The sequence below is a fragment of the Austwickia sp. TVS 96-490-7B genome (assembly GCF_019331795.1).
In the GTDB taxonomy this organism is placed as follows: Bacteria; Actinomycetota; Actinomycetes; order Actinomycetales; family Dermatophilaceae; genus Austwickia.
In genome coordinates, this window is record NZ_JAHPZL010000003.1 from 206611 (window position 1) to 230376 (window position 23766).

21 protein-coding genes are annotated in these 23766 nt (G+C 62.3%); 13 read left to right on the forward strand and 8 right to left on the reverse strand.

The window, feature by feature from the left end; all coding sequences use genetic code 11:
• Positions 1–37: 37 nt before the first annotated feature.
• Positions 38–1240 (reverse strand): acetyl-CoA C-acetyltransferase, encoded by a 1203-nt coding sequence (locus KEM60_RS03545; RefSeq protein ID WP_219106124.1) that lies wholly within the window; start codon positions 1238–1240, stop codon positions 38–40.
• A 148-nt stretch (positions 1241–1388) separates the two neighbouring features.
• On the opposite strand from KEM60_RS03545, the gene mce reads away from it, so the two are divergent.
• Both mce and KEM60_RS03555 read left to right on the forward strand, forming a co-directional pair.
• Positions 1389–1826, forward strand: coding sequence for a methylmalonyl-CoA epimerase (mce, locus tag KEM60_RS03550; RefSeq protein ID WP_219106125.1), 438 nt, complete (start codon positions 1389–1391; stop codon positions 1824–1826).
• Positions 1827–2127: 301 nt separating this feature from the next.
• On the forward strand, positions 2128–3765 hold the full coding sequence (locus tag KEM60_RS03555) for an alpha/beta hydrolase (RefSeq protein ID WP_219106126.1): 1638 nt from the start codon (positions 2128–2130) through the stop codon (positions 3763–3765).
• 103 nt (positions 3766–3868) lie between these two features.
• On the opposite strand, the gene KEM60_RS03560 is transcribed toward KEM60_RS03555, so the two are convergent.
• Together KEM60_RS03560 and KEM60_RS03565 are read right to left on the reverse strand one after the other, a co-directional pair.
• Positions 3869–4267, reverse strand: a complete 399-nt coding sequence (locus tag KEM60_RS03560) for a hypothetical protein (RefSeq protein WP_219106127.1) — start codon at positions 4265–4267, stop codon at positions 3869–3871.
• Between the two features lie 57 nt (positions 4268–4324).
• Positions 4325–5377 (reverse strand): GNAT family N-acetyltransferase, encoded by a 1053-nt coding sequence (locus KEM60_RS03565; protein ID WP_219106128.1) that lies wholly within the window; start codon positions 5375–5377, stop codon positions 4325–4327.
• A gap of 141 nt (positions 5378–5518) precedes the next feature.
• On the opposite strand from KEM60_RS03565, the gene ccrA reads away from it, so the two are divergent.
• Positions 5519–6865 carry a crotonyl-CoA carboxylase/reductase gene (gene ccrA / locus KEM60_RS03570; protein ID WP_219106129.1) on the forward strand — a complete coding sequence of 449 codons (1347 nt, stop codon included), beginning with the start codon at positions 5519–5521 and terminating at the stop codon, positions 6863–6865.
• Between the two features lie 35 nt (positions 6866–6900).
• Here ccrA and KEM60_RS03575 read toward each other — a convergent pair whose 3' ends face one another.
• Positions 6901–7704 carry an alpha/beta hydrolase gene (locus KEM60_RS03575; protein WP_219106130.1) on the reverse strand — a complete coding sequence of 268 codons (804 nt, stop codon included), beginning with the start codon at positions 7702–7704 and terminating at the stop codon, positions 6901–6903.
• On the opposite strand from KEM60_RS03575, the gene KEM60_RS16810 reads away from it, so the two are divergent.
• Positions 7698–8027, forward strand: a complete 330-nt coding sequence (locus tag KEM60_RS16810; protein WP_219106131.1) for a hypothetical protein — start codon at positions 7698–7700, stop codon at positions 8025–8027. The genes KEM60_RS03575 and KEM60_RS16810 overlap by 7 nt on opposite strands.
• A 53-nt stretch (positions 8028–8080) precedes the next feature.
• Here the strand turns inward: KEM60_RS16810 and KEM60_RS03585 are convergent, their stop codons facing one another.
• Positions 8081–9871: a 3-hydroxyacyl-CoA dehydrogenase family protein gene (locus KEM60_RS03585; protein ID WP_219106132.1), complete on the reverse strand. Its 1791-nt coding sequence runs from the start codon at positions 9869–9871 to the stop codon at positions 8081–8083.
• 116 nt (positions 9872–9987) lie between these two features.
• On the opposite strand from KEM60_RS03585, the gene nucS reads away from it, so the two are divergent.
• From nucS to KEM60_RS03620, 7 genes are all read left to right on the forward strand, one after another.
• Positions 9988–10692, forward strand: coding sequence for an endonuclease NucS (gene nucS, locus KEM60_RS03590; protein WP_219106133.1), 705 nt, complete (start codon positions 9988–9990; stop codon positions 10690–10692).
• A gap of 55 nt (positions 10693–10747) precedes the next feature.
• The gene (locus tag KEM60_RS03595; RefSeq protein WP_219106134.1) at positions 10748–11668 is read left to right on the forward strand and encodes a polysaccharide pyruvyl transferase family protein; all 921 of its coding nucleotides are present in this window, start codon (positions 10748–10750) and stop codon (positions 11666–11668) included.
• 18 nt (positions 11669–11686) lie between these two features.
• Positions 11687–13237, forward strand: a complete 1551-nt coding sequence (locus tag KEM60_RS03600; RefSeq protein WP_370626277.1) for a gamma-glutamyltransferase — start codon at positions 11687–11689, stop codon at positions 13235–13237.
• A gap of 182 nt (positions 13238–13419) precedes the next feature.
• Positions 13420–14649, forward strand: coding sequence for a hypothetical protein (locus KEM60_RS03605; RefSeq protein ID WP_219106136.1), 1230 nt, complete (start codon positions 13420–13422; stop codon positions 14647–14649).
• A gap of 850 nt (positions 14650–15499) precedes the next feature.
• The gene (locus tag KEM60_RS03610) at positions 15500–16453 is read left to right on the forward strand and encodes a glycosyltransferase (RefSeq protein ID WP_219106137.1); all 954 of its coding nucleotides are present in this window, start codon (positions 15500–15502) and stop codon (positions 16451–16453) included.
• A 39-nt stretch (positions 16454–16492) separates the two neighbouring features.
• Complete coding sequence (locus KEM60_RS03615) at positions 16493–17428, forward strand: glycosyltransferase family A protein (RefSeq protein WP_219106138.1); 936 nt, start codon at positions 16493–16495, stop codon at positions 17426–17428.
• Entirely contained in the window at positions 17421–19325 is a 1905-nt protein-coding gene (locus KEM60_RS03620; protein ID WP_219106139.1) for an ATP-grasp fold amidoligase family protein, read from the forward strand. Before KEM60_RS03615 ends, KEM60_RS03620 begins: the two co-directional genes overlap by 8 nt.
• A gap of 11 nt (positions 19326–19336) precedes the next feature.
• Here the strand turns inward: KEM60_RS03620 and KEM60_RS03625 are convergent, their stop codons facing one another.
• Positions 19337–21448 (reverse strand): protein meaA, encoded by a 2112-nt coding sequence (locus tag KEM60_RS03625; RefSeq protein ID WP_370626279.1) that lies wholly within the window; start codon positions 21446–21448, stop codon positions 19337–19339.
• Positions 21449–21508: 60 nt separating this feature from the next.
• On the opposite strand from KEM60_RS03625, the gene KEM60_RS03630 reads away from it, so the two are divergent.
• On the forward strand, positions 21509–22147 hold the full coding sequence (locus tag KEM60_RS03630; RefSeq protein WP_219106141.1) for a cob(I)yrinic acid a,c-diamide adenosyltransferase: 639 nt from the start codon (positions 21509–21511) through the stop codon (positions 22145–22147).
• A gap of 73 nt (positions 22148–22220) precedes the next feature.
• On the opposite strand, the gene KEM60_RS03635 is transcribed toward KEM60_RS03630, so the two are convergent.
• Both KEM60_RS03635 and KEM60_RS03640 read right to left on the reverse strand, forming a co-directional pair.
• Positions 22221–22664, reverse strand: a complete 444-nt coding sequence (locus KEM60_RS03635) for a DUF2550 family protein (protein WP_219106142.1) — start codon at positions 22662–22664, stop codon at positions 22221–22223.
• A gap of 4 nt (positions 22665–22668) precedes the next feature.
• Complete coding sequence (locus tag KEM60_RS03640; protein ID WP_219106143.1) at positions 22669–22935, reverse strand: F0F1 ATP synthase subunit epsilon; 267 nt, start codon at positions 22933–22935, stop codon at positions 22669–22671.
• Positions 22936–23230: 295 nt separating this feature from the next.
• Between KEM60_RS03640 and KEM60_RS03645 the strand changes: the two genes are divergently transcribed.
• Entirely contained in the window at positions 23231–23764 is a 534-nt protein-coding gene (locus KEM60_RS03645) for a hypothetical protein (RefSeq protein ID WP_219106144.1), read from the forward strand.
• Positions 23765–23766 lie beyond the last annotated feature (2 nt).

The window sequence follows — 23766 nt, forward strand, 5'->3', positions numbered from 1 at the left end:
GCTCCTGCGGTCCCCCCTCAGCCAGCCAGATACGTCGCTACCAGCGGGGAACCCGGACGACCATGGCGTCCCCTTGCCCGCCGCCACCACACAGCCCCGCCGCGCCCACTCCTCCACCGCGCGCGGTGAGCGCCCGGGCCAGGGTGAACACGATCCTCGCGCCAGACATCCCTAAGGGATGCCCCAGGGCGATAGCCCCGCCGTGCAGGTTGACTTGCTCCTCGGCCACGTCCAGCTGTCGGATGCTGGCGAGGGCGACGGCGGCGAACGCTTCGTTGATCTCGACCAGGTCCAGATCGCTGGGAGGCAGGCCTTCGCGGCGGCAGGCTTCGGCGATGGCATTCGCCGGTTGGGCCTGCAAGGTGGAGTCCGGCCCGGCGACGGTGGCATAGGGACCGATTTCGGCCAGCCAGGGCAGGCCGCGTCGATCCGCTTCGGAGCGGGCCATCAGCACGACCGCGCAGGCGCCGTCGCTGATTTGGCTGGCCGATCCGGCAGTGATGGTGCCTTCGGCTCGGAAAGCGGGACGCAACCGGGCCAGGGCCTCTGAGGTGGTGTCTGGGCGCACCCCTTCGTCGCGGTCCACGACGCGAGTTTCCCCACGGCGAGTGGGCACCGGCACGGGCACGACTTCGTCAGCGAAGAAACCTTCAGTCCAGGCGTCAGCGGCGCGGTGATGACTGCGTACGGCGAACGCATCTTGGTCGGCGCGGCTGACCTCGCCATGGTTGTGCGACTCGGTGAGATCGCCCATGCCTTGATCGGTGAAGACATCCCACAGCCCGTCGTACTCCATGCTGTCGCGCAGGGTGACCTCGCCGTACCGGTGGCCCTCTCGGGAACCGGTCAGCAGGTGCGGGGCGCGGCTCATCGATTCCATGCCGCCTGCGACGACCACGGTGGCCTCGCCGAGTCGAATCAGGTGATCGGCCTGGGCGATTGCCGCGAGACCGGAGAGACATACTTTGTTGATGGTGGTTGCCGGGACGTTCATGGGGATTCCCCCAGCGACTGCGGCCTGACGGGCCGTGATTTGGCCGCAGCCAGCTTGCAGCACGTGCCCCATCACCACCTGGTTGACCTGCTCGGCGGGGATCCCTGCGCGGGCCAAGGCTCCGGCGATGGCATATCCACCCAGAGCGGTGGCCGGAACGTCTTTGAGCGCTCCCATCAGGCGTCCGATCGGCGTCCGTGCCCCGGCGACCAGGACTGTCGGATCGGTGCTGGGCGAGATGGGCATGGGGCCTCCCACGGCGACGGGGGTCACGGACGCCGTCACTGTATCTAGCGTGCCGGGGGTTCACGCCCGATACGACACGAGGCCGCGGTCACAGTCGCGGGGGCTTTCGTCCCTGAAACGCCGTGGAGCACGGCCCTAGGCTGAGGGCATGACCGACACCATGGCAGGACTGTTCACCCACATCGACCACGTGGGCATCGCCGTGCGCGACCTCGACGAGGCCATCCGCTTCTATGAGGAGAAGTACGGCATGACGATGGCCCACCGCGAGGTCAACGAGGAGCAGGGCGTGGCCGAGGCGATGATGGCCGTCGGCGATTCCACGTCGTGCATCCAGTTGCTCGCCCCGTTGAATGAGAACTCCACGATCGCCAAATTCATCGACAAGAGCGGCGTGGGGATCCAACAGATGGCTTACCGGGTCGAAGATGTCGACGCGGTGTGCGCGACCTTGCGGGAGCGCGGGCTGCGGTTGCTGTACGAAACCCCGAAGCGGGGCACTGCGGGCAGCCGGATCAACTTCATCCACCCGAAGGACGCCGGTGGTGTCCTGGTGGAACTGGTGGAGCCGGGCACCGGTCACTGACCGTTCCTTGATGCTCCACGGGCCCGGTGTCGTCTACGGCACCGGGCCTGTCGTTATCGTGACGATGATGATCCGTGCCATCGACTGAGTGCCCTCTTGGCATTCTCCAGTCGTTTCCGGTCAATCACCCACCGTTCTTTGACGAAATCAGGCCGAACCCTTGGTCACGAGAAGCATTCTCGCGTGAAAACGTGCCTTCACGGCATCGACGTGATCGCCCGGTCCTGCACCGCTGATCAGTGCCAGACCAGCACGAAGTGCGCCGACGCCACCCCCGATCCCCAAGCCGAAGGCACGCGTCATGCGAACTCTGCTCACTGTGGCGACCGCTGTCATCCTGGCCCCACTAGCCACCACAGCTCAGGCAGCGCCGATGTCCACGACATCTCCTGCTGCAGCTCCCGCTGCGATCCACGCTGCCGATCCCACCGGCGGCGCCCCCACTCCCGCGTTGGACTGGCAGCCGTGCAGCGGCAACAGCGGGTACGAGTGCACGAAAGCGTTGGTGCCGCTGGACTACGCCGCACCTCAGGGCCCGTTCATTGAGCTGTCCCTGCAGCGGTTGCCGGCGCGCAACGCTGATGAGCGTCAAGGGTCAATTTTCATCAACCCGGGTGGTCCTGGCGGCTCGGCGCTGGAGTCGCTGTCCTACTTCGTCGACGTCCTCGGCAACCAGGTCACTCAGAACTACGACGTCGTAGCGATGGATCCGCGAGGCATCGGCGAGAGTTCGAAGATGGTGTGTTGGAGTCGCCAACCCGGCCCCGGAGTAGAACTTGCCAGCTACCCCACCACCAAGCAGCAGTACAACGCGACCGTCAAAGTAGAGAACTTCATTCGCACCATGTGCGGGGAGTCGGCCCGCCCGATTCTGGACCACATGTCCACGGGGGATGTGGCACGTGATCTGGAGTTGCTGCGCAAAGCCATCGGTGACGACGTGCTGAATTTCTACGGCATGTCTTACGGGACCCACCTGGGCGCCACCTATGCCGCGATGTTCCCGCAGAGCACTGGCCGCATGATTTTGGACGGCGTACTCGACCCCGTCGAGTGGACCACCGGGCGCGGCAACGCAGCGAAGACCGTCCCGGTCGCGGCCCGAGTCGGGTCGGCGGCCTCCGCCGAAGAGACCCTGCGGGCGGCTTTCGCGGCGTGTCGGGACGCGGGATCGGCGTGCCGTGCCGGAGCCAGGATTGAGGAGGAGTGGGACAGCATCATCGGACGACTGCGCCAAGGACCGGCCGTAGGGGCCAGTACCGCTCAGTACACCTTGGAGACTGAGCTGTCCACGGCAGCGTTCTCGTTGGCTCAACCTGAGGGGATCCGCAGCGTCATCCAGGAAATCCACTGGCACTACAACGACCTCGCCAACGGTGAGGGGCTCGGAGCGACCCGTCGTCGCGAGATCACTCCCACCAAGAAAGCCAAGTTCACCCCAGCTCCACCACGGGTAGCTCCCATTCCCCCGATCTCACCGATGCCCGATGACGCTGTGGCGCAGGGGGAATTCCCCAAGTACGGCGTCATGTGCACCGACGCGGTGAACCCCAAGGACCCCAAGGCGTGGTGGAACTATGCGCAGCGCCCAGAAGTCCAGCAGTCGCTGTTTGGACCGGCCTGGTCCTGGACATCCAGTCTGTGCGCGGGCTGGCCGGGCTCGACCAAGGGTGCCTTCCGAGGCCCGTTCTATCCCCAGGTGCAGACACCGCCACTGGTCGTCGGCAACAAGCACGACCCGGCCACGCCCCTCGTTAACGCGCAGAAAGTTGCCGCTGCCACTCCCGGTGCCCGCCTGATCACCACGAACCTCTTTGGCCATGTCGCTGGCGACCGCAGCACCTGCGCACTCACCCGCATGCGGGACTACATGTCCACCGGGCGTCTCCCGGAGAAGGACGTGAACTGCACGGACGCGCCGAAACTCTACGGTCGCTAACAGGCAGATTCACGAGCCATCGTGACGACAGTCGCCGTCACCCCCTCGGTGGGGTGGCGGCGACTAGCTGCTCCGACGAAAAACCACGATCGTTTCGATCGCCTCAAATCCCGCAGTCTCGTTGATCGCCACCATCGGGGCGTTGTCCTCGGCGTTGCAGGTGATGATGTGGTCCCGCCCCGGCTGGGTCGCCCACCAGCGCAACCCGGTGACTGACAACAAATCCGCACGTGGCTGCACAACGACCCGGGTAGTCCAGCAGCGCCTGCTCGATGCTGACCGCCCCGTCCAACTCGGCACCGACTAAGTGACCCTGATCTATCAGGCCCAGGATTCGCCGCTCCCACCGTTCGGAAGAGGTGCGCAGGATCGTGGCAAGTTGGTCCTCTGACATGGGAACGAAGTGAGGACGTCCGTACCCTAAAGCACGTTGATGCAACCGGTGATAGTCACCCAGAAAAGCATCATCGTGGAATGTCAGTTCCCGCACTTCAGCAGTCATAACCGTGACGTTATCGACGAGAGTTGTGCCGGCACCACTGAATATTCCTCGGACAGATCAGGACTGACTAGCGGATTCCTCCTCTGGTGGAATTTCCTTGACGATACGGCGGGACACCCGCAGCATCGTCTCGATCGGCCGGTAACCCAAAGCCCGGCTGAGCGACGCCATCTTGCGATCGATCTCCACAGTCGTGTTGTGCAGATGCTTCCGCTGCGGCGCATGCGTATCAATCCACGTGCTGAGAGCCAACAGCAGCATCGGCGCGAGCCGCCGACGCCGATGAGCCTCATCGACGTACGTCGCCCCCTGCAGGATCGCCGCAGACTCCGGTTTTGGAGGGATCCGCACCGTGCACAAACCGACCAGATCGTCCTGCGGGCCCACCGCGATCGCCGTCAGGATGGCATGGCCCTGCCCGAGCCACATCGTGGCGGTCGTTTCTGGATCGCTGCTGGTGCGGTCGGGTTGCACGGCCAACTCCCGCGCCATGTCGTGGTCGTCAGAGACAGCGTGCAACGCCCACAACATGTCGCGCCACTGCGGTGGTGGCAGCCCCTCGAAGATCGCCAACCGGTATCCCTCAAGCCGAGGGTAGGCCGCCTGGTCGAAAGAGGCGCGGATGCTGGGGTCCACCGGCAAAGTCAGCTCCCAGCGAATCAGTCGTCGACCAATCTCGAACCCGTGGCTACGTGCGAAATGGACATACGGGTGGCGGCTGGCTTCGGCGAGATTGTCCCCAGCGAACTCGACTGCGGAGAGCATGCGGGTTCGTTCCGCGTCCTGAGCGTGGCGGATCAGCTCCTCGATGAGCATCCTGCCGATGCCTTCGCCGCGGTAATGCGGGGGCACGAAGGGAAACACCCACACGTCCTGAGACTGAACGTCGGTGGGGGTCAACTCGACAGCAGCACCCATCATCGAATGTTGCGCGGAAACCGCAATGACCCGTCGCCGGTAGGTCTCGTCAGGGAGCGCGAGGAGCTCCAAGAAATCCTCCAGACGGGTGGGCTGATACCGAGGCCGCCCCGCACTCAACGCGGTCTCCCGGACACGCCAATAATGTTCGGCCTGCTCATGGTCAGCCAGATCCAGCTCGACGAGCTCCATCCATGAAGCCTACGGAAGAACCTCAGCGACGTCGGGGACGTGACGCAACTCACCGGTGTCTCTTCCCCCGTCAGCGGCGGCGACCGGCCAGGGTGGCGGCAGCAGCTGTCGCGATGAGGACCCGGACCCAGGAGTACCGTCATGACGAGCGTTGAGCAGATCAGAGAAGCTGTCCTCTCCGGAGATCGCAGCCAGGACAGCTACGCAGCGATGACCCCAGAAGTGTTCCGGGCAGTGACAGTGCACCGCGACGAGATGGACATGTTTGCGGGTATCCCCAGCCGGGACAAAGATCCCCGACGCAGCCTGCACGTGGATGAGGTGCCGGTGCCGACACTTGCCCCCGGGGAGGCGCTGGTCGCTGTGATGGCCAGTTCAGTGAACTACAACACCGTCTGGTCGAGCATTTTTGAGCCAGTGCCGACATTTACATTCTTGGAGCGTTACGGCCGACTCTCCCCCACCGCCCACCGCCATGACCTGCCCTATCACATCGTCGGATCAGACCTGTCCGGAGTGGTGCTCCACACCGGCCCGGGAGTGCATCTGTGGCGTCCTGGCCAAGAATGCGTCGCGCACTGTCTGTCCGTGGAGTTGGAGCACCACGACGGCCACAACGACACCATGCTGGACCCGGAACAACGCATCTGGGGATTTGAAACCAACTTCGGCGGCCTCGCCGAACTAGCCATCGTCAAAGCCAATCAGCTGATGCCCAAAGCGGCCCACCTGACCTGGGAAGAAGCAGCCTGCCCCGGACTAGTCAACTCCACCGCCTACCGGCAACTGATCTCCCGCAATGGCGCCGGAATGAAACTCGGCGACCGGGTCCTCATCTGGGGGGCCAGCGGTGGTTTAGGGTCGTACGCCACCCAGCTGGCGCTCGCCGGTGGAGCCACCCCAATATGCGTGGTGTCGTCCCCAGAGAAGGCTGACTTATGCCGGTCAATGGGAGCTGAGTTAGTGCTGGACCGGCGCGAACGGGACTACCGGTTCTGGGACGACTCCGGCACAGTCCAAAACCCCAAGGAATGGCGACGCCTGGGCGCCGACATCCGGGACCTGACCGGCGGACATGACGTCGACATTGTCTTTGAGCATCCTGGTCGGGAGACATTCGGTGCGTCGGTATTCGTCGCTCGTAAAGGCGGCACCATCGTCACCTGCGCGTCCACCTCCGGATATCTCCACGAGTACGACAACCGGTATTTGTGGATGAACCTGAAACGGATCGTGTCCAGCCATTTCGCCAACTATCGGGAGGCCTGGCAGGCGAATGCGTTGATCCAACGAGGCCTCATTCATCCGACGCTGAGCCAGACCTACCCGATGGATCAGGTCGGGCAAGCCGCATGGGATGTGCACCGCAACACGCACCAGGGGAAGGTCGGAGTGCTCTGCCTAGCCCCGCAGGAGGGGCTGGGGGTGACCGACCCGGAGACCAGGGACCGACACCTCGCAGCGCTCACCCGGTTTCGCAGCGCCTGACCTTGACCGCAGTCTGACTTTGGCCGCAGCCACCGTCATTCAGCGTCGGTGACGTCCGCACTCTCCATCGGCCCCAACCAGGTGGTCGGCAACTCGCCGCCGCCGGGGCGCACCACGTCGACGATTTCTTGGAGCGCTCGCCGGACATAGCTTTCGCCGACCCACAGGTGCTTGCACCCATCGATGGGGATGACTTTGGCCTGCGGGATCACGCTGAACCGTTCCACGGCTTCGCCGGGTTGGAGGAAGTCGTCATGTTCCGGCACTAACGCGATCACCGGACGTCCAGATTCGGCCCACGATTCCAGGTCGCTGTCATGGCTGTAGCGCAACGGTGGGGAGAGCAGAATGGCGCCTTCTATCGAGGGGTCGTTGCCGTGCATCAGGGCGAGGTCGGTGCCGAAGCTCCACCCGACCAGCCAGCGGTGCGGCAAATCGTGGAACTCGGCGTACTCGATCGCGGCGGCGACGTCGTACCGCTCGCTTTGCGCGTAGTCGAATTCGCCTTCGCTGGTACCGCGCGCTGAAGAGGTGCCACGCGTGTTGAACCGCAAGACAGCGACATCGGCGAGCGCTGGCAGCCGGTACGACGCCTTGCGGTAGACGTGGCTGTCCATGAATCCGCCGTGTGTGGGCAAGGGGTGCAGGGTGATGAGGGTCGCGACGGGGGGTTTGCCGATGGGAGTGGCGAGTTCACCGACGAGACGCAGTCCGTCGGCGGTGTGCAGTTCGATGTCTTCGCGGTGGGCGGGCAGGATGCTGTTGGCGCGGATGTCCCGGGGTGCGACTACTCGCAGTGATCCGGTGGTGGGGTCGGTGGCACGGGGGACGGATGTCATCTCCAAGCTCCTCTCGGCGGGCGGCGGCTGCGGTGGCGCCAGCAGGTGGTGTGCCAGTGTCGGCGGTCGCCCAGCCCGCCGACCCCGTCCGCGGGCCAGGCCACCACGTGGGGTACGGCGGCAGCCAGCGACTGTTGGCATCCTGGGCACACGTAATGACGTGCGTCATTTCGGCCTGCGACGTGACGCACAAACCAGGTGCCGTCGGGATGTTCTTCGCGTCGTTCGACGCCGCCGACGGCACGGGAAAGGTCGAGTTCGCGTTCGTCGCGTCGTCGACGGTTGGCCCGAGGCATGAGGACATGATGGCAGGCCGGGGGTGAGGTCGGTGGGTGCTCTGAGGTGGATGGGATGGGCAGCGGGTCGATGACCTGCGTCAACAGGGCGTAGACCGGAAGCCGTGACCGGTTTTGCGTCCGAGGTATCCCCCTTTGACCATGTGTTCGAGTAGGGGGGCGGGGCGGAGCCCGGGGTCGCGGTATTCGCGGTGCAGTTCCCGTTGGATGGCGAGGGATACGTCGAGGCCGACGACGTCCATGAGCGCGAATGGCCCCATGGGCAGGTGGCATCCGCTGGTCATGGCTTGGTCAATGTCGTCGATGGAGGCGTAATGCGCGGCGAGCATTTTGACGGCGTCGTTGAGATAGGGGAAGAGCAGGGCGTTGACGATAAAGCCGGCTCGGTCGGCGCAGTGCACGGGGTGTTTGCCGAGGCGGCGGGCGAGATCGGTGACGGTGTCTTGGACTTCGGGTGCGGTGGTGACAGCGCTGACCACCTCGACTAGGCGCATCACGGTGGCGGGGTTGAAGAAGTGCATTCCGATCACGTCGCCGGGGCGGCTGGTCGCGGCGGCGAGTGTGACCACGGGGAGGGAGGAGGTGGTGGTCGCGAGGATCGCTCCGGGGCGACAGATGGCGTCGAGCCGCCGGAAAATGTCGGTTTTGACGTGGAGGTCTTCGGCGACGGCTTCGACCACGAGATCCACCTGGTGAAGCTCGGTCAGGTCGATGGTGGTGGTGCAGTGGGACAGGGTGTCCGCATGGTGTGCCGGGGTGATTTTGCCTTTGGCCAGGGCTCGGTCGAGGCTGGCTGTGAGGCGGCTCAGGGCGCGGTCGGCTGTGTCAGGGGTGCGGGCGACCAGGGTGGTGGCGTGACCGGCGCGGGCGAAGATCTCAGCGATACCGACGGCCATGATGCCGCTGCCGATGACGGCGACCCGGTGGATGGGGCGGGTGTGGCCGGTGGTGTCGAGGGAGGGGGAAGGCGCGATGTCTTCGGGTACGACGACGCCAAAGCCTGGCCGGTCGTAGCGGTAGAACCCGTGACCGGATTTACGTCCGAGCCGTCCGGCGGAAATCATCTGGGCCCACAGTGGCGCCGGAGCGTGTCTACGGTCTCCGCCTTGGGCATACATCTCCTCTAAGACCGCACGGCAGGTGTCCAGACCGACGAGGTCGGCTAGGGCGAGCGGCCCCAGAGGGTAGCCGCAGCCGAGTTGCATCGCCGCATCAATGTCTTCCCTGGTGGCGTACTTGTTTTCGTACATTGTCACGGCGTGGTTGAGGTAGCCCATCAGTAGGGCATTGGCGATGAATCCGGCTGTGTCACCGACCACGATGGGATGTTTGCCGAGCCGGCAGGCCAGGGTGGTGATGTCAGAGATGAGAGCGGGTGGGGTGACGACGGTGCCGACGACTTCGACGAGTTCTTGCACCGGGACCGGGTTGAAGAAGTGCATCCCCATGACGCGGTGAGGGGCGGCGGTGGACATGGCCAGGTCGGTGACAGAGAGCGCTGAGGAACTGGTCGCCAAGATGGCCTCAGGGCGGACGATCCCGTCGAGTTCGGCAAACAGGGCCCGTTTGAGGTCGATGTTTTCGGGGACGGCTTCGATGACCAGGTCGGCGGCTGCGACGCGAGACAAGTCGAGGGTGCCCGTGATCCGGGACAGCAGAGCGTCGCGGGCCGGTTCGGTGAGTTTGCCTTTGGTCACCGCGTTGCGGGTGGATTCCTCCAGGAAGGCGTGGGCCCGGGCCAGGCTGGGCTGGTCGACCTCGACGGCGATGACGTTGAGGCCACTGCGAGCGAGGACTTCGGCCAATCCGGCGCCCATGGTTCCGACGCCGATGACCCCGACTGTGCCGATGTGCCGACCGTTGTCAGTCATGGGGTGAGTCTGGCAGCGAGGGTGCCTCGACGGTGGGGTGGTGGTGGGCGACTCCGGTCACATCTGTGGGCCTTGAGGATGCCGGGCAGTGGCCATGGGTATGAGACAGTGACCGCGTGCGTGTGGTGATCGCGAAATGCAGTGTCGACTATTCCGGCCGGTTGTCGGCCCATCTGCCGTTGGCGACCAGGTTGTTGCTGGTCAAAGCGGACGGGTCGGTGTTGATCCACAGTGATGGGGGGTCGTATAAACCGTTGAACTGGATGTCTCCGCCGTGCGCGATGGCTGAGGTGGCTCCGGAAGAGCACGAACGGGCCGCCGGGGTGGAGACGGTGTGGGCGGTGCGGCACGCGAAGACCGGAGACGCCTTGCGCATCTGTTTGTACGACGTACACCACGATTCCCGACACGACTTGGGCGTGGACCCCGGGTTGGTCAAGGACGGGGTGGAAGCCCATCTGCAGGCTTTGCTGGCCGAGCACATCACCACCCTCGGTGCGGGATATCAGCTGGTACGACGGGAATACATGACTGCGATCGGACCGGTGGACATCCTCGCCCGGGATGCGTCTGGACGTAGTGTCGCGGTGGAGATCAAACGCCGTGGGGAGATCGACGGCGTGGAGCAGTTGACTCGCTATCTGGAGTTGATGAATCGGGATCCTCACTTGATTGCGGCTGGCCCGGTGCAGGGGGTTTTCGCAGCCCAAGAGATTAAGCCGCAGGCCAGGACGTTGGCGACTGACCGTGGGATTCGCTGTCTCACGTTGGACTATGACGCGTTGAAGGGGATCGACGACCGGGAGTCTCGACTGTTCTGAGCTGACGGGGCGCACTTCCCCCGTGCGGGGTTCCCCTCCCCCTATGGTGGTGGGCATGGCTTTCCCTGCCCTGGCCGGTCGGTTCGGCGTCGAGGGGCGGACGAGGGTTGCGGCTCGTCGGTCCGCTCAGGCTGCTGCTGATCTGGCTTGCCCGATGTTGTATCCGCGCGCCCCGGTCATTCCGACGTACTGGTGGGAGGGACACACCAACTTCGGCGACCAACTCACTCCGGTGTTGTTGCGGGGTTTGGGGGTGATTGCCACGCATCGCCCGGTGGAGCAGGCCAGCGTCATCGGGGTTGGTTCGTTGATTCAGCAGCTCCCCTCAGACTTCGAGGGCCTGTTATGGGGGACGGGCTTGATTGTGGATATCCCGGTAGATCTCCCTGGGGTGCGTGGGGTGGGAGTGCGCGGGGAGTTGACTCGCAGCCGGATCAGTTGCCCGGGGATGCCAGTCAGTGGCGATCCTGGCTTGTTGACCCGGCTGTTGTTTCGTCCTGTACGGCGCCGGTACGACGTGGGAGTGGTGGTGCATTACACCCATGCCGAAGACGCACGCCTCGCGGAGATGCTGCAGCACACCCCGGGCAGCCTGCGGATCGATGTGACTCGTCGCCCATGGTCGGTGGCGCGGGACATCGCATCTTGTCGGCGGATTGTGACGACCTCGTTGCACGGGTTGATCTTGGCTGACGCTTTTGGGATCCCCGCGGTGTGGATTCGGATGCCGCAAGGTTTGTACGGCGGTGACTTCAAGTTCCGCGATCACGAAACGGTGGCCCGACCTTCTCAGGAGCGCGGTCACGACCTGGATCAGGTCGAGTCCTTAGCGCACGCACAAGCACTGGCGGTAACAGCGGATGAGAAGGCTGTGGATGAAGCATGCGAACGGATCCGTCGTTCGGTGGAAACACTGGTAGATGCGGCTGCGACGCCGCCCAGCAGTCCGTGGCGGTTCCCCGCCTGGCGGACCTGACGGGGCCCTGGAATGTCAGTGACCACAGTCGCAGTGGCGGCTCCAGGAAGTGATGCGGTGGCTGCGGCAGCAGCAGTGGTCGACCTCGGCGGCAACGCGGTCGACGCGGCAGTGGCCGCGATGGTGGTGGCGACCTGCACCGAACCGGGCATCGTCTCCCCGATGGGCGGAGCTTTTGTCAATGTGTGGCCGCCGGGCGGCGACGCTGTCGTCATCGACGGCAACTGTGAGATGCCAGGGCGCGGCCGATCACGGTGGCAGCGCGGCGACGGCACGCGCGCCGTGTCCATGGATTACAGCGGCGGCATCACCGTGTGGGGTGGGGCTGGTTCGGTCGCCACTCCTGGAATGTTCCTGGCGTTGTCTCAGGCCGCCCAGCAGTGGGGAGTCGTACCGTGGGCTGAGTTGATGGCACCGGCGGCCCATGTGGTACGGCGGGGATACCGATTAGGCGCGACATCGGCGTACTACTTGGGGTTTGCCGTGCAGGAGCTCTTCGCTGAGGATCCAGACTTGGTGTCATTCCTGGCGCAGGCCGGTGATCCACCCACGGCAGGTTGCCTCCTGCGTGACCCTGATCTGGCGGAGGCTTTAGATCGCGTGGGCCGGGAGGGCGCACAAGACCTCTATACCGGCGAATTGGGTACGGCGCTGGCCCAGGTCGTCCAGGACGGTGGCGGTCTGCTGGGGCGAGAGGATCTGGCGGCGTACCGGACGGTGACGCGACCTGCATTGTCGTCCCAGTTGGGCCGCTGGGACCTGGCAGTCAATCCAGCACCATCGGTGGGGGGTCCGGTATTGACGGCAATGGTGCGGCTCTTACAGCGGCGTCATCAAGAGCATGGTGTCGTCGATGCCGCAGATCTCGTGGACATTCAACGTCAGGTATTGGCATATCGACGCCGCCGGGTCGACGTCGCGGAGGACTTGGAACGAGCTGGTCGAGAACTCCTCGACATGATTGACGCTGCTGGGGGTAGCGGGAATCTGGTGCTCTCCAGTTCGCCAGACACGGTGCACGTCTCCACGGTCGATGCGACGGGTTTGGCCTGTGCGATCACCGCATCCGCTGGCTATGGCGCCGGAGTGACAGTGCCAGGCACCGGTCTGGCGCTGAACAACGCACTCGGTGAGCCAGAGTTGAATCGTCGAGGGATGCATGCGCTGCCGGCGGGGACTCGGCTGGCCTCCAATATGGCTCCGACAACGGCTCGACGCGATGATGGCACCGTCCTGGCGATCGGATCGCCAGGGGCCGACCGGATCACGACGGCGCTGTTCCAGGTATTGAGTGGGGTGTGCCTCGACGAGTTGCCCGTGCAGGCAGCGGTGGACCGACCCCGCCTGCACGTGCATGTGGATGAGGCTGGCGCCCAGTTAGTGCGCTACGAACGCTGCCCTGAGCTCGCAGAGACAGTGCGGGGGTTGACCATCCCGACAGAGGACTTAGATCCGTTGACAATGTATTTCGGCGGGGTTGGCGCGGCTTTGTGCCGCCCGGACGGGACTGTCACCGCAGCGGGAGATCCTCGACGTGCCGCCGCGACCGGGGTGCGATCCCGCGGTTGACCCCGGCAGAAGGTCAACACGCTGTCCTGCGCGATGGGGCTGTTGTATCTCAGCAAGGTCACTGTTCATCCCGACGTCGTGGCTCTCGTAGGACGAGCTGGCTAGGGTGCCAACACCGGTGGAGGCCACGGCATCTGGTGACGTCGTCGGGGGGTCGGCCCCACCAAGACGAGGGAGTGCCCATGCCATATCGGATGTCGTGCCGTCGTGTGTCCGTCCTGGCCGTGTTGGTGTTGTGTCCTTTCCCAGTGGCAACCGCCCATTCCTTACCTACCGCGGCCTCACCCTGCCCAGCGGCGGCCCCCTCCTGCAGTGAGGTGATCCACGGCCGTGATCTGGCGTATCGGGTGGTGCCGCTGCCCGAGCCTGCTCTCCCGCCTAGCCATTCGTTCGGCAGCGATGTCTCCGAATCGGGGACGTTGCTCGTGAGTACCAAGCTGGTGACACCGGTCCCACCGGAAGGCGAGCCACCCCCACCAGACGGATCAACGGTGTATTTAGCCGATCCAGGACACGGCGTCACATCGCTGCCTATTGAGACCACTGATTGTTACGCCGGAGCGACGCTGTCATCGTGGAAGGGGTTGTCCTTCTCAGCGGACGGGTCAATTGTCGGAACGTCGGATTGCACCAACGGCGAGTCGGTCGCCGCGATCCGCGATCAAGTGGTGGCTTGGCCCACTCCGACATCAATGCCGCGGGTGCTCTTTTATACTTCCCCGAAGTTCATGTCCCACGAGAATGTCGTTGCCAACAGCCGGGGACAGGTGATGCATGTGGATCTGCAACAGTTCACCTATCCCTACGCCACTCAGGTGCGGGTCGATGAGACCACTTCCCGAGAGATTGGCGGCCCTGATGCCGCAGTGGATGTGTATGGGACCGACCTCGCCGATGACGGCACCGTCGTCGGCGTGTCCTGGGAGCGGGACCCGGCCATGCTGCGGTGGCCACATCAGAACGCCGTACAGAAACCGTTTGTGACGGACAGAGACGGCACGGCCTTACGAGAACTGAAATTGCCGACCGGGATGACTCCTCCGGCAGTGACGAAACCCCCGGCAACAGTGAAAGTGTCCCCTGATGGCCGATGGATTTTAGGGGCTTTCGGGTCGACGACGGTGGCCTGGGATGGGGCGCGACGTCCGCGGCTGCTCTCCACCACAGCTGGCATCGCCCCAGTAGAGCTGTTGAAGAACAATCGGGCCCTGGTGAACTCGGTATGGGGGCCAGCGATTTTGGCATCGCGGGTCGTTCACCCCATCACCGTCAAGGGACTCCCCGAGGGGGCCCGGCTGGAATCAGTCGCGCACATCAATTCAGCGAAATGCATCGCGGCGACTTTGCTGCTCGCTGACGGCCGACACCACGCCGCTTTACTGGAGCCCATCGACCGGCTACCTGAGCGCTGACCAGGACTGTCGTCACGGCACGGCGCCGATCCAATCAACCCGGCCCGCGCTGTGACGACAGCTCGACAGATACCTGACGGTGACACCACCTTTGTAGAGCTGTGATGACGCACCCATTAATGGAGCTCACACATTGTCTTCATCATGTCTTGGGCGACAACGCGCCCGAGGCATGATTCCCACTCCAGGTGGGGGCAACGATGAGCGAGTCTGGTGCCACCCGCGGACCCTGGCCTGGCCCTGGCGGCATGTATGTGTGCTGGCCCACATGTCTTTGATCAAGTGTCATATGGCTGGGCGATAGCTTTACTTTCTTGGGCACTGGGATGTCTATTTATGCCGAATCGACGAAAGCGCAGTAGCAGACCAGCCCAGCAGGTCCACGTTCAGTCCATATGCCCCGAACACCCAGCCAGCTGCTGCCACTGCTAAGTCAGCCGCACATTCTCCGTGCAGGTCGGTTTTGTTGCAGCAATTTCCGCTATTCCCAGACTCGCACTCCCCCGAGGTAAGCCGGTGGGGCGGTAGAAATTAGGAGCCCATCAACACACCCACATCACTAGCCAAACCAGCCTTCGCGCCGAGCCGATCAGTCAAGATCCACACCTATCCCTTAGCCACTTCTGCCACATAGGCCACAAATGACACTTGCATATCATCGCCTATCGGGTCATCGTGGCAGATCCTTAGATCACTTAGCCCCGTACTGACCAATTCGTCGTTAAACTCACTGTCCAAGACATCGCTGCAGTCCGCGCTAAATAGCCATGCTCAGCGCATTGTGTCATGTGCGGAAAACGACCGTTTCGCCACCGCCACCGCCACCGATCCAGGAAGGGACCCTGCTTCCATGGCGCATGACCCCTTAGTAACCATTGCCATTCCGGCCTATCAGGCAGAGCGCACTGTAGGAGGTGCCATCAGTTCCGCGCTCACCCAGATATATCCTCACAAAGAGATTATCGTCTGCGACGATGGCTCCACAGATAGCACATCAGCAATCGCCCACGCCTACGGCTCCCAGGTCACTGTGGTCAACCAAGATAATGCGGGCGTCGCAGCAGCGCGAAATGCAGCGATCAACGCTGGAAGAGGCGATCTGATCGTCCCCCTTGACGCTGATGACCTCTGGTTTCCCCGCTATGTAAGCCAGCTGGTCGATATGTGGAAGAAAAATGGTGGTGGTCGACGACTCATTGCTTCCACCGCTTTTTTTCTCACTGATGCTGGTATCAACACACGTCGTCGGATCATCACCAAAAAAATACCCCGTCATCAGTTACGTAAACGCGCCCTCGAAGGGCCATTCATGCCGATCTTTGCACTGTACCCACGGGCACTTCATGATGAGCTGGGCGGCTTCGACACTACATTGCGCACCGCGGAGGACTACGACTTCTGGCTCCGGGCCGTTTTTCATGAATGGCACGTTGACTTCCAGCTTGAACCCCATGCCTGCTACCGACGTGCGGGCCATTCTTTGTCAAGCAATATCACCCAGATGATGCACGACGAACAAGGCGTACTCAAGAGACTTCTTCACGATCCACTGATTCGTTTAACTGACGAGGAGCGAGCTTATATCAACGCACGATTAGCAACTGAGCAACCATTAAAACTCATTCAACGCGGGGAACAAGCCGTCAAGGAGGGGCGCCGGATAGACGCAGCGCAGGCATTCCAAGAAGCAGCACACATCTGGCCGAGTCACACTGGCTTACGACGGAAAGCCTGGCTACTTCAGATCCCCGGCAGCACCCAGGTGCTCTCCCGATTGCAAGACCGCCGACATAGGGAAACCTGATCAGCCATCACCACATCCCCTACCCGCTGAGGTGCCCCTATGAAACAGACTGATAGTGACACCAGTGTCCGCCTTCCAGCCCCACTCGTCAGTGTCATTATTCCTACCTATCAACGCGCAGACCGCATCTACCAAACCGTGATGAGCGCCCTCCAACAGACCTTCACCGATGTAGAGGTCATCGTGATTGACGACGCCAGCACTGATCACACTGTTGACGTCATCCAGGGCATCGACGATTCCCGGCTGCGACTCATTGTGCACCAGATTAATCGGGGCGGTAACGCGGCGCGACAAAGTGGTATCGACGCAGCCAAGGGGACGTGGGTCGCTTTTTTAGATAGTGATGATCTCTGGGAACCAGACAAATTATCGAAACAGTTGACACGCTTGAAAGAAGCCGGACCACAATACCATTTCTGTTATACCTGGTTTGATCTGCAACTAGATGATGGCAGCGTGCTTCCTGCGCAGAAAGTGGCCATCGAAGGTATGGGGCGGCCTGAACTTCTCGGAGTGCACCTCATCGGCACATTTTCAACCATGATGATCTCTCGAGAAACACTTCACCAGGCAGGTGGACTTGACCCGACCTTACCTTCGTGTCAGGACTGGGACCTGATCCTTCGCGTCAGCCCTATGACCGGAATTTGTGTCGTCCCAGAAGTTTTGACACATTATTGGCACGGAGATGGGGAACGAATCAGCACACGATCTTCGTCGGTCGTGGAGGGACATTACCGCATTTATCAGAAGCTACGGCGTCACTATCCAGAGCTACCGGCTGCACACGTCGAATCTTCCCAAAGATACATTATGGGAGTCCTGGCCCATCATGGAGCAACACGTCAATTGCTGGAAATCATCAAGGAAATTTATCCGCGCCTCCTCTCGAGGGGCAACCTCACATTCACCGCGCGGATGGTTGGCCGTTCGATACGTCGCCAGATCAGTCGGGTAGGCACCCATGCCTGACGTTGTGGTAGGAATTCCTACCTATCATCGACCAGAGGGACTCCGCAGGTTGCTGCGCTCGTTGCGACCTGAAATTCACGGGCGCGCCGCGGTCATCATCGCAGACAACGGATGCCGCACTGACACGACTGCTATCGCTGACAGCGAGCTGAGCAGCATTCCTCACCTGGTGATCCCAGTCCCCCAATCTGGGGTGTCTCAGGCCCGTAATGCCCTGATTGACACCGCCATTTCTCGCTTCCCCCAGTGGCAGTGGTTGATGATGCTGGATGACGATGGATGGGTGACTCCAGGGTGGTTGGATCATCTACTCAAGGCAGGACTCACCTATAATGCTGATCTCATAGGTGGAGTCGTAGACCAGCGTCTTTCTCAGCATCCTTCGCGCATCGTTCGAAATAGCCCAGCCGCCGAGATGAGCCCTTTCCCTACTGGACTGGTGCCACACCTGGCTGGCGCGCAGAATATCGGCATCCGTAGACGGATAGTTGATGATTTGCCAGCCCCTTGGTTTGACCCAAAGCTAGGTCAAATTGGCAGTGAAGACACCGACTTCTTCACCCGAGTCAGCCTGCATGGGGGAATCTTGGCGTGGTCTGCAGAAGCCGTCGTGGTAGAGCCAGTTCCCACGGCTCGATTATCGCCGAAGATGCTGCTCAAGCGGGCATACCACGCCAATACAGTCAACGCCCACGTAGCCTTAAAACACCACGATCCTCAGGCAGTCCGCCACCAGATACTGTCGCTATTTCCTCATCTAGGTCGAAACGTGATCGCATCAGTGATACGACGAGATCCGGATAGGTTAATCCGCACAGGCTTTGCGGCGACGGGCTTGGCCGGTCGCATTAATGGATATTTAGAAGCCCGCATAGGAGCCAGATTTGCCTGGGCACAACGTCATTCCTCACGACACCGGACCTGGATTCGCCATCAGGAAGCCGCACCCCTGCCCCAGAATGCGGCCTCTGCGCGACAGATTCCACCGATGATGATTCGGCACAGTGCACCACCCCGTTATCTAAATCGCCTCTATCAGCGAGCTCGATCCGTATCTCATCAACTTGCTGGCCCACGCCACGCAGAACGAGTTCTTCGCGAGAGATTTCGGGCTTATTATGATCGAGATCTTGATGTCGACCACGCAAAGCTTTTCACCGAGAAACTGTTTCGCCGGATGATTCTTATGGCGCGCCGCCGTGACACCGGATGGCTACCTTACATCGACACCTTAGCGTTACGAGATCATGTCACCGCCACAGTCGGCGCTGGCTACGCCTTACCCGTGCTCTGGCGAGGCACCCGTGCCGATGATATTCCCTTTGAAACGTTACCTCGGCCGTGTGTCCTAAAGTCCACTCAAGGCTGCGGTCAACATTTCGTCTTGGACGGATCAGAGGATCCGCAAGCAGTGGTATCCCTTGCGCACGGGTGGTCCGGTCAGAGCCCCCAAAGGGAAAACTTAGAATTTTATTACTACGACATCCCACGGATGCTCTACATTGAACCTTTCCTCAATGATGGATTCGACGACGGCCCCTTAGGTTATTATTTTTACACTTTTAACGGAAAAGTGACTGCGATTCAGATTGGCGGCCGCTTAGGAGATGTCGGCATTTTCTATGATGTGCACTGGGAAAAGCTTCCCTTCCTGGTGCGATCAGTATGCCGTGAATCGCACCCTCCTCGGCCTCATAAATTGGCGGAGATGATCAGCATCGCCGAAAGACTCGGCGCAGATCACGATTTTGTGAGAGTGGATCTATATTACGTCGACGATCACATCTACGTTGGCAAGATGACGTTTATTCCAGCCAACGGATGGTTGGACTTCAACCCGGCGGAATGGGATAAAAGGTTGGGGGAATTATGGCAAGAAACCCCAGGACGCCTATGACTGCACAACGGTTAGCTGGAAAGCCCCTGAGCGTGCCGAATCGCAGCAACAATCTGCCCCATTGATGTCGTGAGATCGTGATGTTTCGGGGTGAATACCGCCGCCACCCCGGCATTAATCAGTCGCCGAGCGTCTGCCTCCGGGATGATGCCCCCGACAAACAGCGGCACCTCACCAGCGTCAGCAGCAGCCAGCCCTTGCATGATCTGCGGGATCAGCTCCATGTGCGACCCGGACAGGATCGACACTCCCACTGCATGGACATCTTCGGCTACCGCAGCAGCCACGATCTGCGCCGGGGTGAGTCGGATCCCCTGATAGACCACTTCAAAGCCACAGTCCCGAGCCCGGACAGCTACCTGCTCTGCTCCATTGGAATGCCCGTCCAGCCCCGGTTTGCCCACCAGCAACCGCAACCGACAGCCCATATCTGCCTCGGTACGGCGTACCAGCTCACGGACCTGAGCCAACGCGGACCCGGTCGGAGCCTCACCGACCCCGACCGAGCCGGTCACCCCGGTCGGAGCACGAAACTCCCCAAAAATCTCCCGCAACGCCTGCGCCCACTCCCCCGTGGTCACGCCAGCCCGGGCACACCGGATCGACGCTTCCATCAGATTGACATGCTCATAGACCGCATCAGCACGTAACTGCTCCAGCGCAGCACGCACCTCGGCACGGCGTTGCGGATCCGCATCACGGGCTGCCCGCCACTGCTGCACCGCCTCGACCGCGTGCTTCTCCACCTGCGGATCAACAGTCTGAATCGCGGTGTCCAAGTCAGCAGTGAGCGGGTTGCGCTCGGTGGTGGTGAACCGATTCACCCCGACCACGACATCCTCTCCCGACTCGATGCGTTGCCGCCGAGCAGCATGGCTAGCGACCAACGCCTGCTTGAGGTAACCACTCTCCACCGCAGCCACCGCGCCCCCCATGTCCTCAATCCGCGCCAACTCCTGCCGTGCCCCCTCGACCAGTCGGGACACCGTCGCTTCCACCACCGGGCTGCCGGCAAATAGGTCGTCGTATTCCAACAGGTCAGATTCATAAGCGAGGACTTGCTGTGCCCGCAGACTCCACTGTTGGTCCCACGGTCGAGGCAGCCCCAACGCCTCGTTCCAGGCAGGAAGTTGCACCGCACGAGCCCGAGCTTGTTTGCTGAGGGTGACTGCCAGCATCTCCAGAACAATGCGGACCACATTGTTTTCTGGCTGTGCTTCGGTCAGACCCAGCGAGTTGACCTGGACGCCATACCGGAAGCGCCGCTGCCGAGGATCCTCGATGCCATATCGTTCCTGAGTTAAGGCATCCCACAACTGCACAAACGCCCGCATCTTGCACATTTCCTCAACAAAACGCACGCCTGCGTTGACGAAGAAACTGATGCGAGCCACGACATCGCCGAACTTCTCCGGCGGCACCTGCCCACCATCTCGGACCGCGTCGAGGACCTGCAATGCCGTTGCCATCGCAAAAGCAATCTCTTGGACCGGAGTAGCTCCTGCTTCCTGTAAGTGGTAGCTGCAAATATTGATCGGATTCCACTTCGGCATCCGCGCCACCGTATGGGCGATCATGTCGACAGTCAGTCGCAGGCTAGGGCCAGGAGGAAAGACATACGTTCCCCGAGACAAATACTCCTTGATGATGTCGTTTTGGGTGGTGCCGGCCAACGCTGTGATCTGAGCTGCCGGGTCGTGACCTGCTTCGACGGCCTGTTCCTCCGCCACCACCTCATATAACGCGAGCATCCACATCGCCGTAGCATTGATCGTCATAGACGTGTTCATCTGCGCCAGCGGAATATCTCGGAACAACGCCCGCATATCCCCCAGGTGCGCGATAGGCACCCCTACCTTCCCTACCTCCCCGCGAGACAGTTCATGGTCGGCGTCGTACCCCGTCTGGGTCGGCAGGTCAAAAGCCACTGACAATCCAGTCTGCCCTTTCGCCAAGTTACGGCGGAAAAGGTCATTGCTCGCGGTGGCACTGGAATGCCCGGCGTAGGTCCGCATCACCCATGGCTTGTCGCGCGTATCCATGTCGCGAACGTAACCGGAGGCTGCAACGAGATGAGGTGACGACGACGACCACGCTCGGAGCGGACACAGCAGGTCGCTCAACGGTCGCTAGGGCGCGGAGTCCTTCCACGACCAGTGTGCTGATCTGACAGGATCAGTGCCATGGTCAACATCACGCGGGTCTACACCAAGACGGGCGACGACGGAACGACAGCACTGGGCGACTTCAGCCGCACCCGGAAGACAGACGTTCGGCTCGCGGCGTACGCCGACTGCAATGAAGCCAATGCGGCCCTGGGGATCGTCTTAACTACTGACGGCCTGGACGACCAGGTGCGAGCCACCCTCACCCGCATTCAGAATGACCTCTTCGATGTTGGTGCTGACCTGTGCAATCCACTGGCTACCCAATACCGGTATGAGCCGTTGCGAGTGAGAGAGGAATGGATCGCTGAGCTCGAAGAAGACTGCGACCGATTCAACGAGATGACGCCCGCGCTGCGCAGCTTCATCCTCCCCGGCGGCAGCACCGCCTCGGCGTACCTCCATCTCGCGTGCACCATCGTGCGTCGCGCGGAACGCAGCACTTGGGCAGCCATCGAGGTCTACGGCACTGAACCCGCCACCCCAGACTCGGACCGGCCCGGTGGGATCAACCCAGCGACTGCGACCTACCTGAACCGGTTATCTGATCTGCTGTTTGTCCTCGCCAGAGTCGCCAACCTCGGGGTCGGTGATGACGTGTTGTGGCAGCCCGGTGGCGGCCGAGCAGAACGCCCCACCGGTCCTCGACCCAGCTGATCCAGCCCGCAGCAGCATGAAGCAAAACCACGGTCAGCTGCCCCAAAGACAGCAGGCCACCGGAGCCAGGAGGTCACCAGTCGACCGGAAGCCGCCGAGGCGGACCGGCTTCCACCCAGGACCGCAACGCCGTATAAGACTCTTGCCCCAAACCCAGCTCCGCCTCCGTGGGAGTGCTGCCATGCGCCCGGCCGGAAAGCGCGGTGCGCACTGCAGTGGGGTCCAAGCTCTGATCGGCCTCAAGTTGCCGGATCCCCCCAAGCTCCAGCCCTTCACGGTCCCAGGCGTAGGTCGCGCTCAGCCAGATGCCCAGTAATGGCATCCAGGACAACCTGGTGTCATCGAACCGAAGCAGACCTGCGCGCCACCGTGGCTTGTCATCGGTGCGGACCGAACACAACAACAGGTCGCCCCCTCGAGCAAGCAACCGTCGACGGACCGCGATAAAAATCAGCGTCAGGACCGCCACCGCTAGACAGGCGCCGACCACGACCTCGGCCGTGTTCAGCACCTCCATGGGGTCACGCCTTCGTCGAGGCAGTCACCGTCTCGGCGACGATCCGCACGATGTTGTCATCCACGGAGAGGAATCCGCTATCAATATGGACCTGATGGGGACCGTCGGCGCCATGGATGCGCACCTCGCCATCGGCTAGCACCGTCAGAAGTGGCGCGTGACCGGGCAGAACCCCCAGATCCCCTTCAATGCCGCGGGCGCTCACCGAGGAGGCTTCCCCCTCCCAGACCTTCCGGTCGGCGGCAACGAGTTCGACGTGCAGAAATGCCACGGTAAGCCTCCGAGGTAGCTGATCGGTAGGGGAAGTGTATCCGAGCCGTGTGGACGTCGGTCCGTCCGTGTCGGCCGGACCTCCCCCAGGGTCGTCCGGGAGCCGTGATCGGTCCTTGTTTTCCCGTCGGTCGCAATGGTCACGTCAAGAACCCCCTTTCCTCCGGTGCGCGCTGCTAGCGTGCGTCCTGCCGCGAGCGTCAGCGTCCCTCGGGGGTGGGCCTGACATGGGGATTCGATCACCGGGTACAGCGTGGGTGTGTGCGCTGAACCCTCAGCCGAAGGAGCCGAACTCGATGAGCACGTCCTCGGCCGATCTGGCCACCGCAATGATTCGGATGCGACACGATCTCAAAGCGGACTTTGCTCGCAATCCGCGGGTGGGGCAACGCCTCACCTTGATCATCTGGCGAGCGGGTAATGCCTTAGCCGACCGCCGGGATCCGATGTCGCTCCTGCTGCGGTGCGCGCAACGGGCAGCGGTCGCGGTGTGGTTCCACGGGATCCTCGGTGCGGAGATCCCCACGACAGTCCCCATCGGTCCCGGCCTGTGGCTGCCTCATTCAGCTCGAAATTGCATGATCCACCCGAGCGTCGTCATCGGCGCTGGCTGCACTCTCTACCACGACGTCACGATCGGCCTTGTCGGTGACCAGGGCAGCGCCGCCCAGATCGGTGACCAGGTCTATCTGGCGCCGGGCAGCAAGGTCGTCGGCCCTCTCCACCTCGCCGACGGCACCAAAGTCGGCGCCAACGCTGTCCTGCTGACCAACACCCTCCCGCACACCACGTACGTCGGTGTCCCCGCCCGCCCAGTAGGCGAGCGCTGATC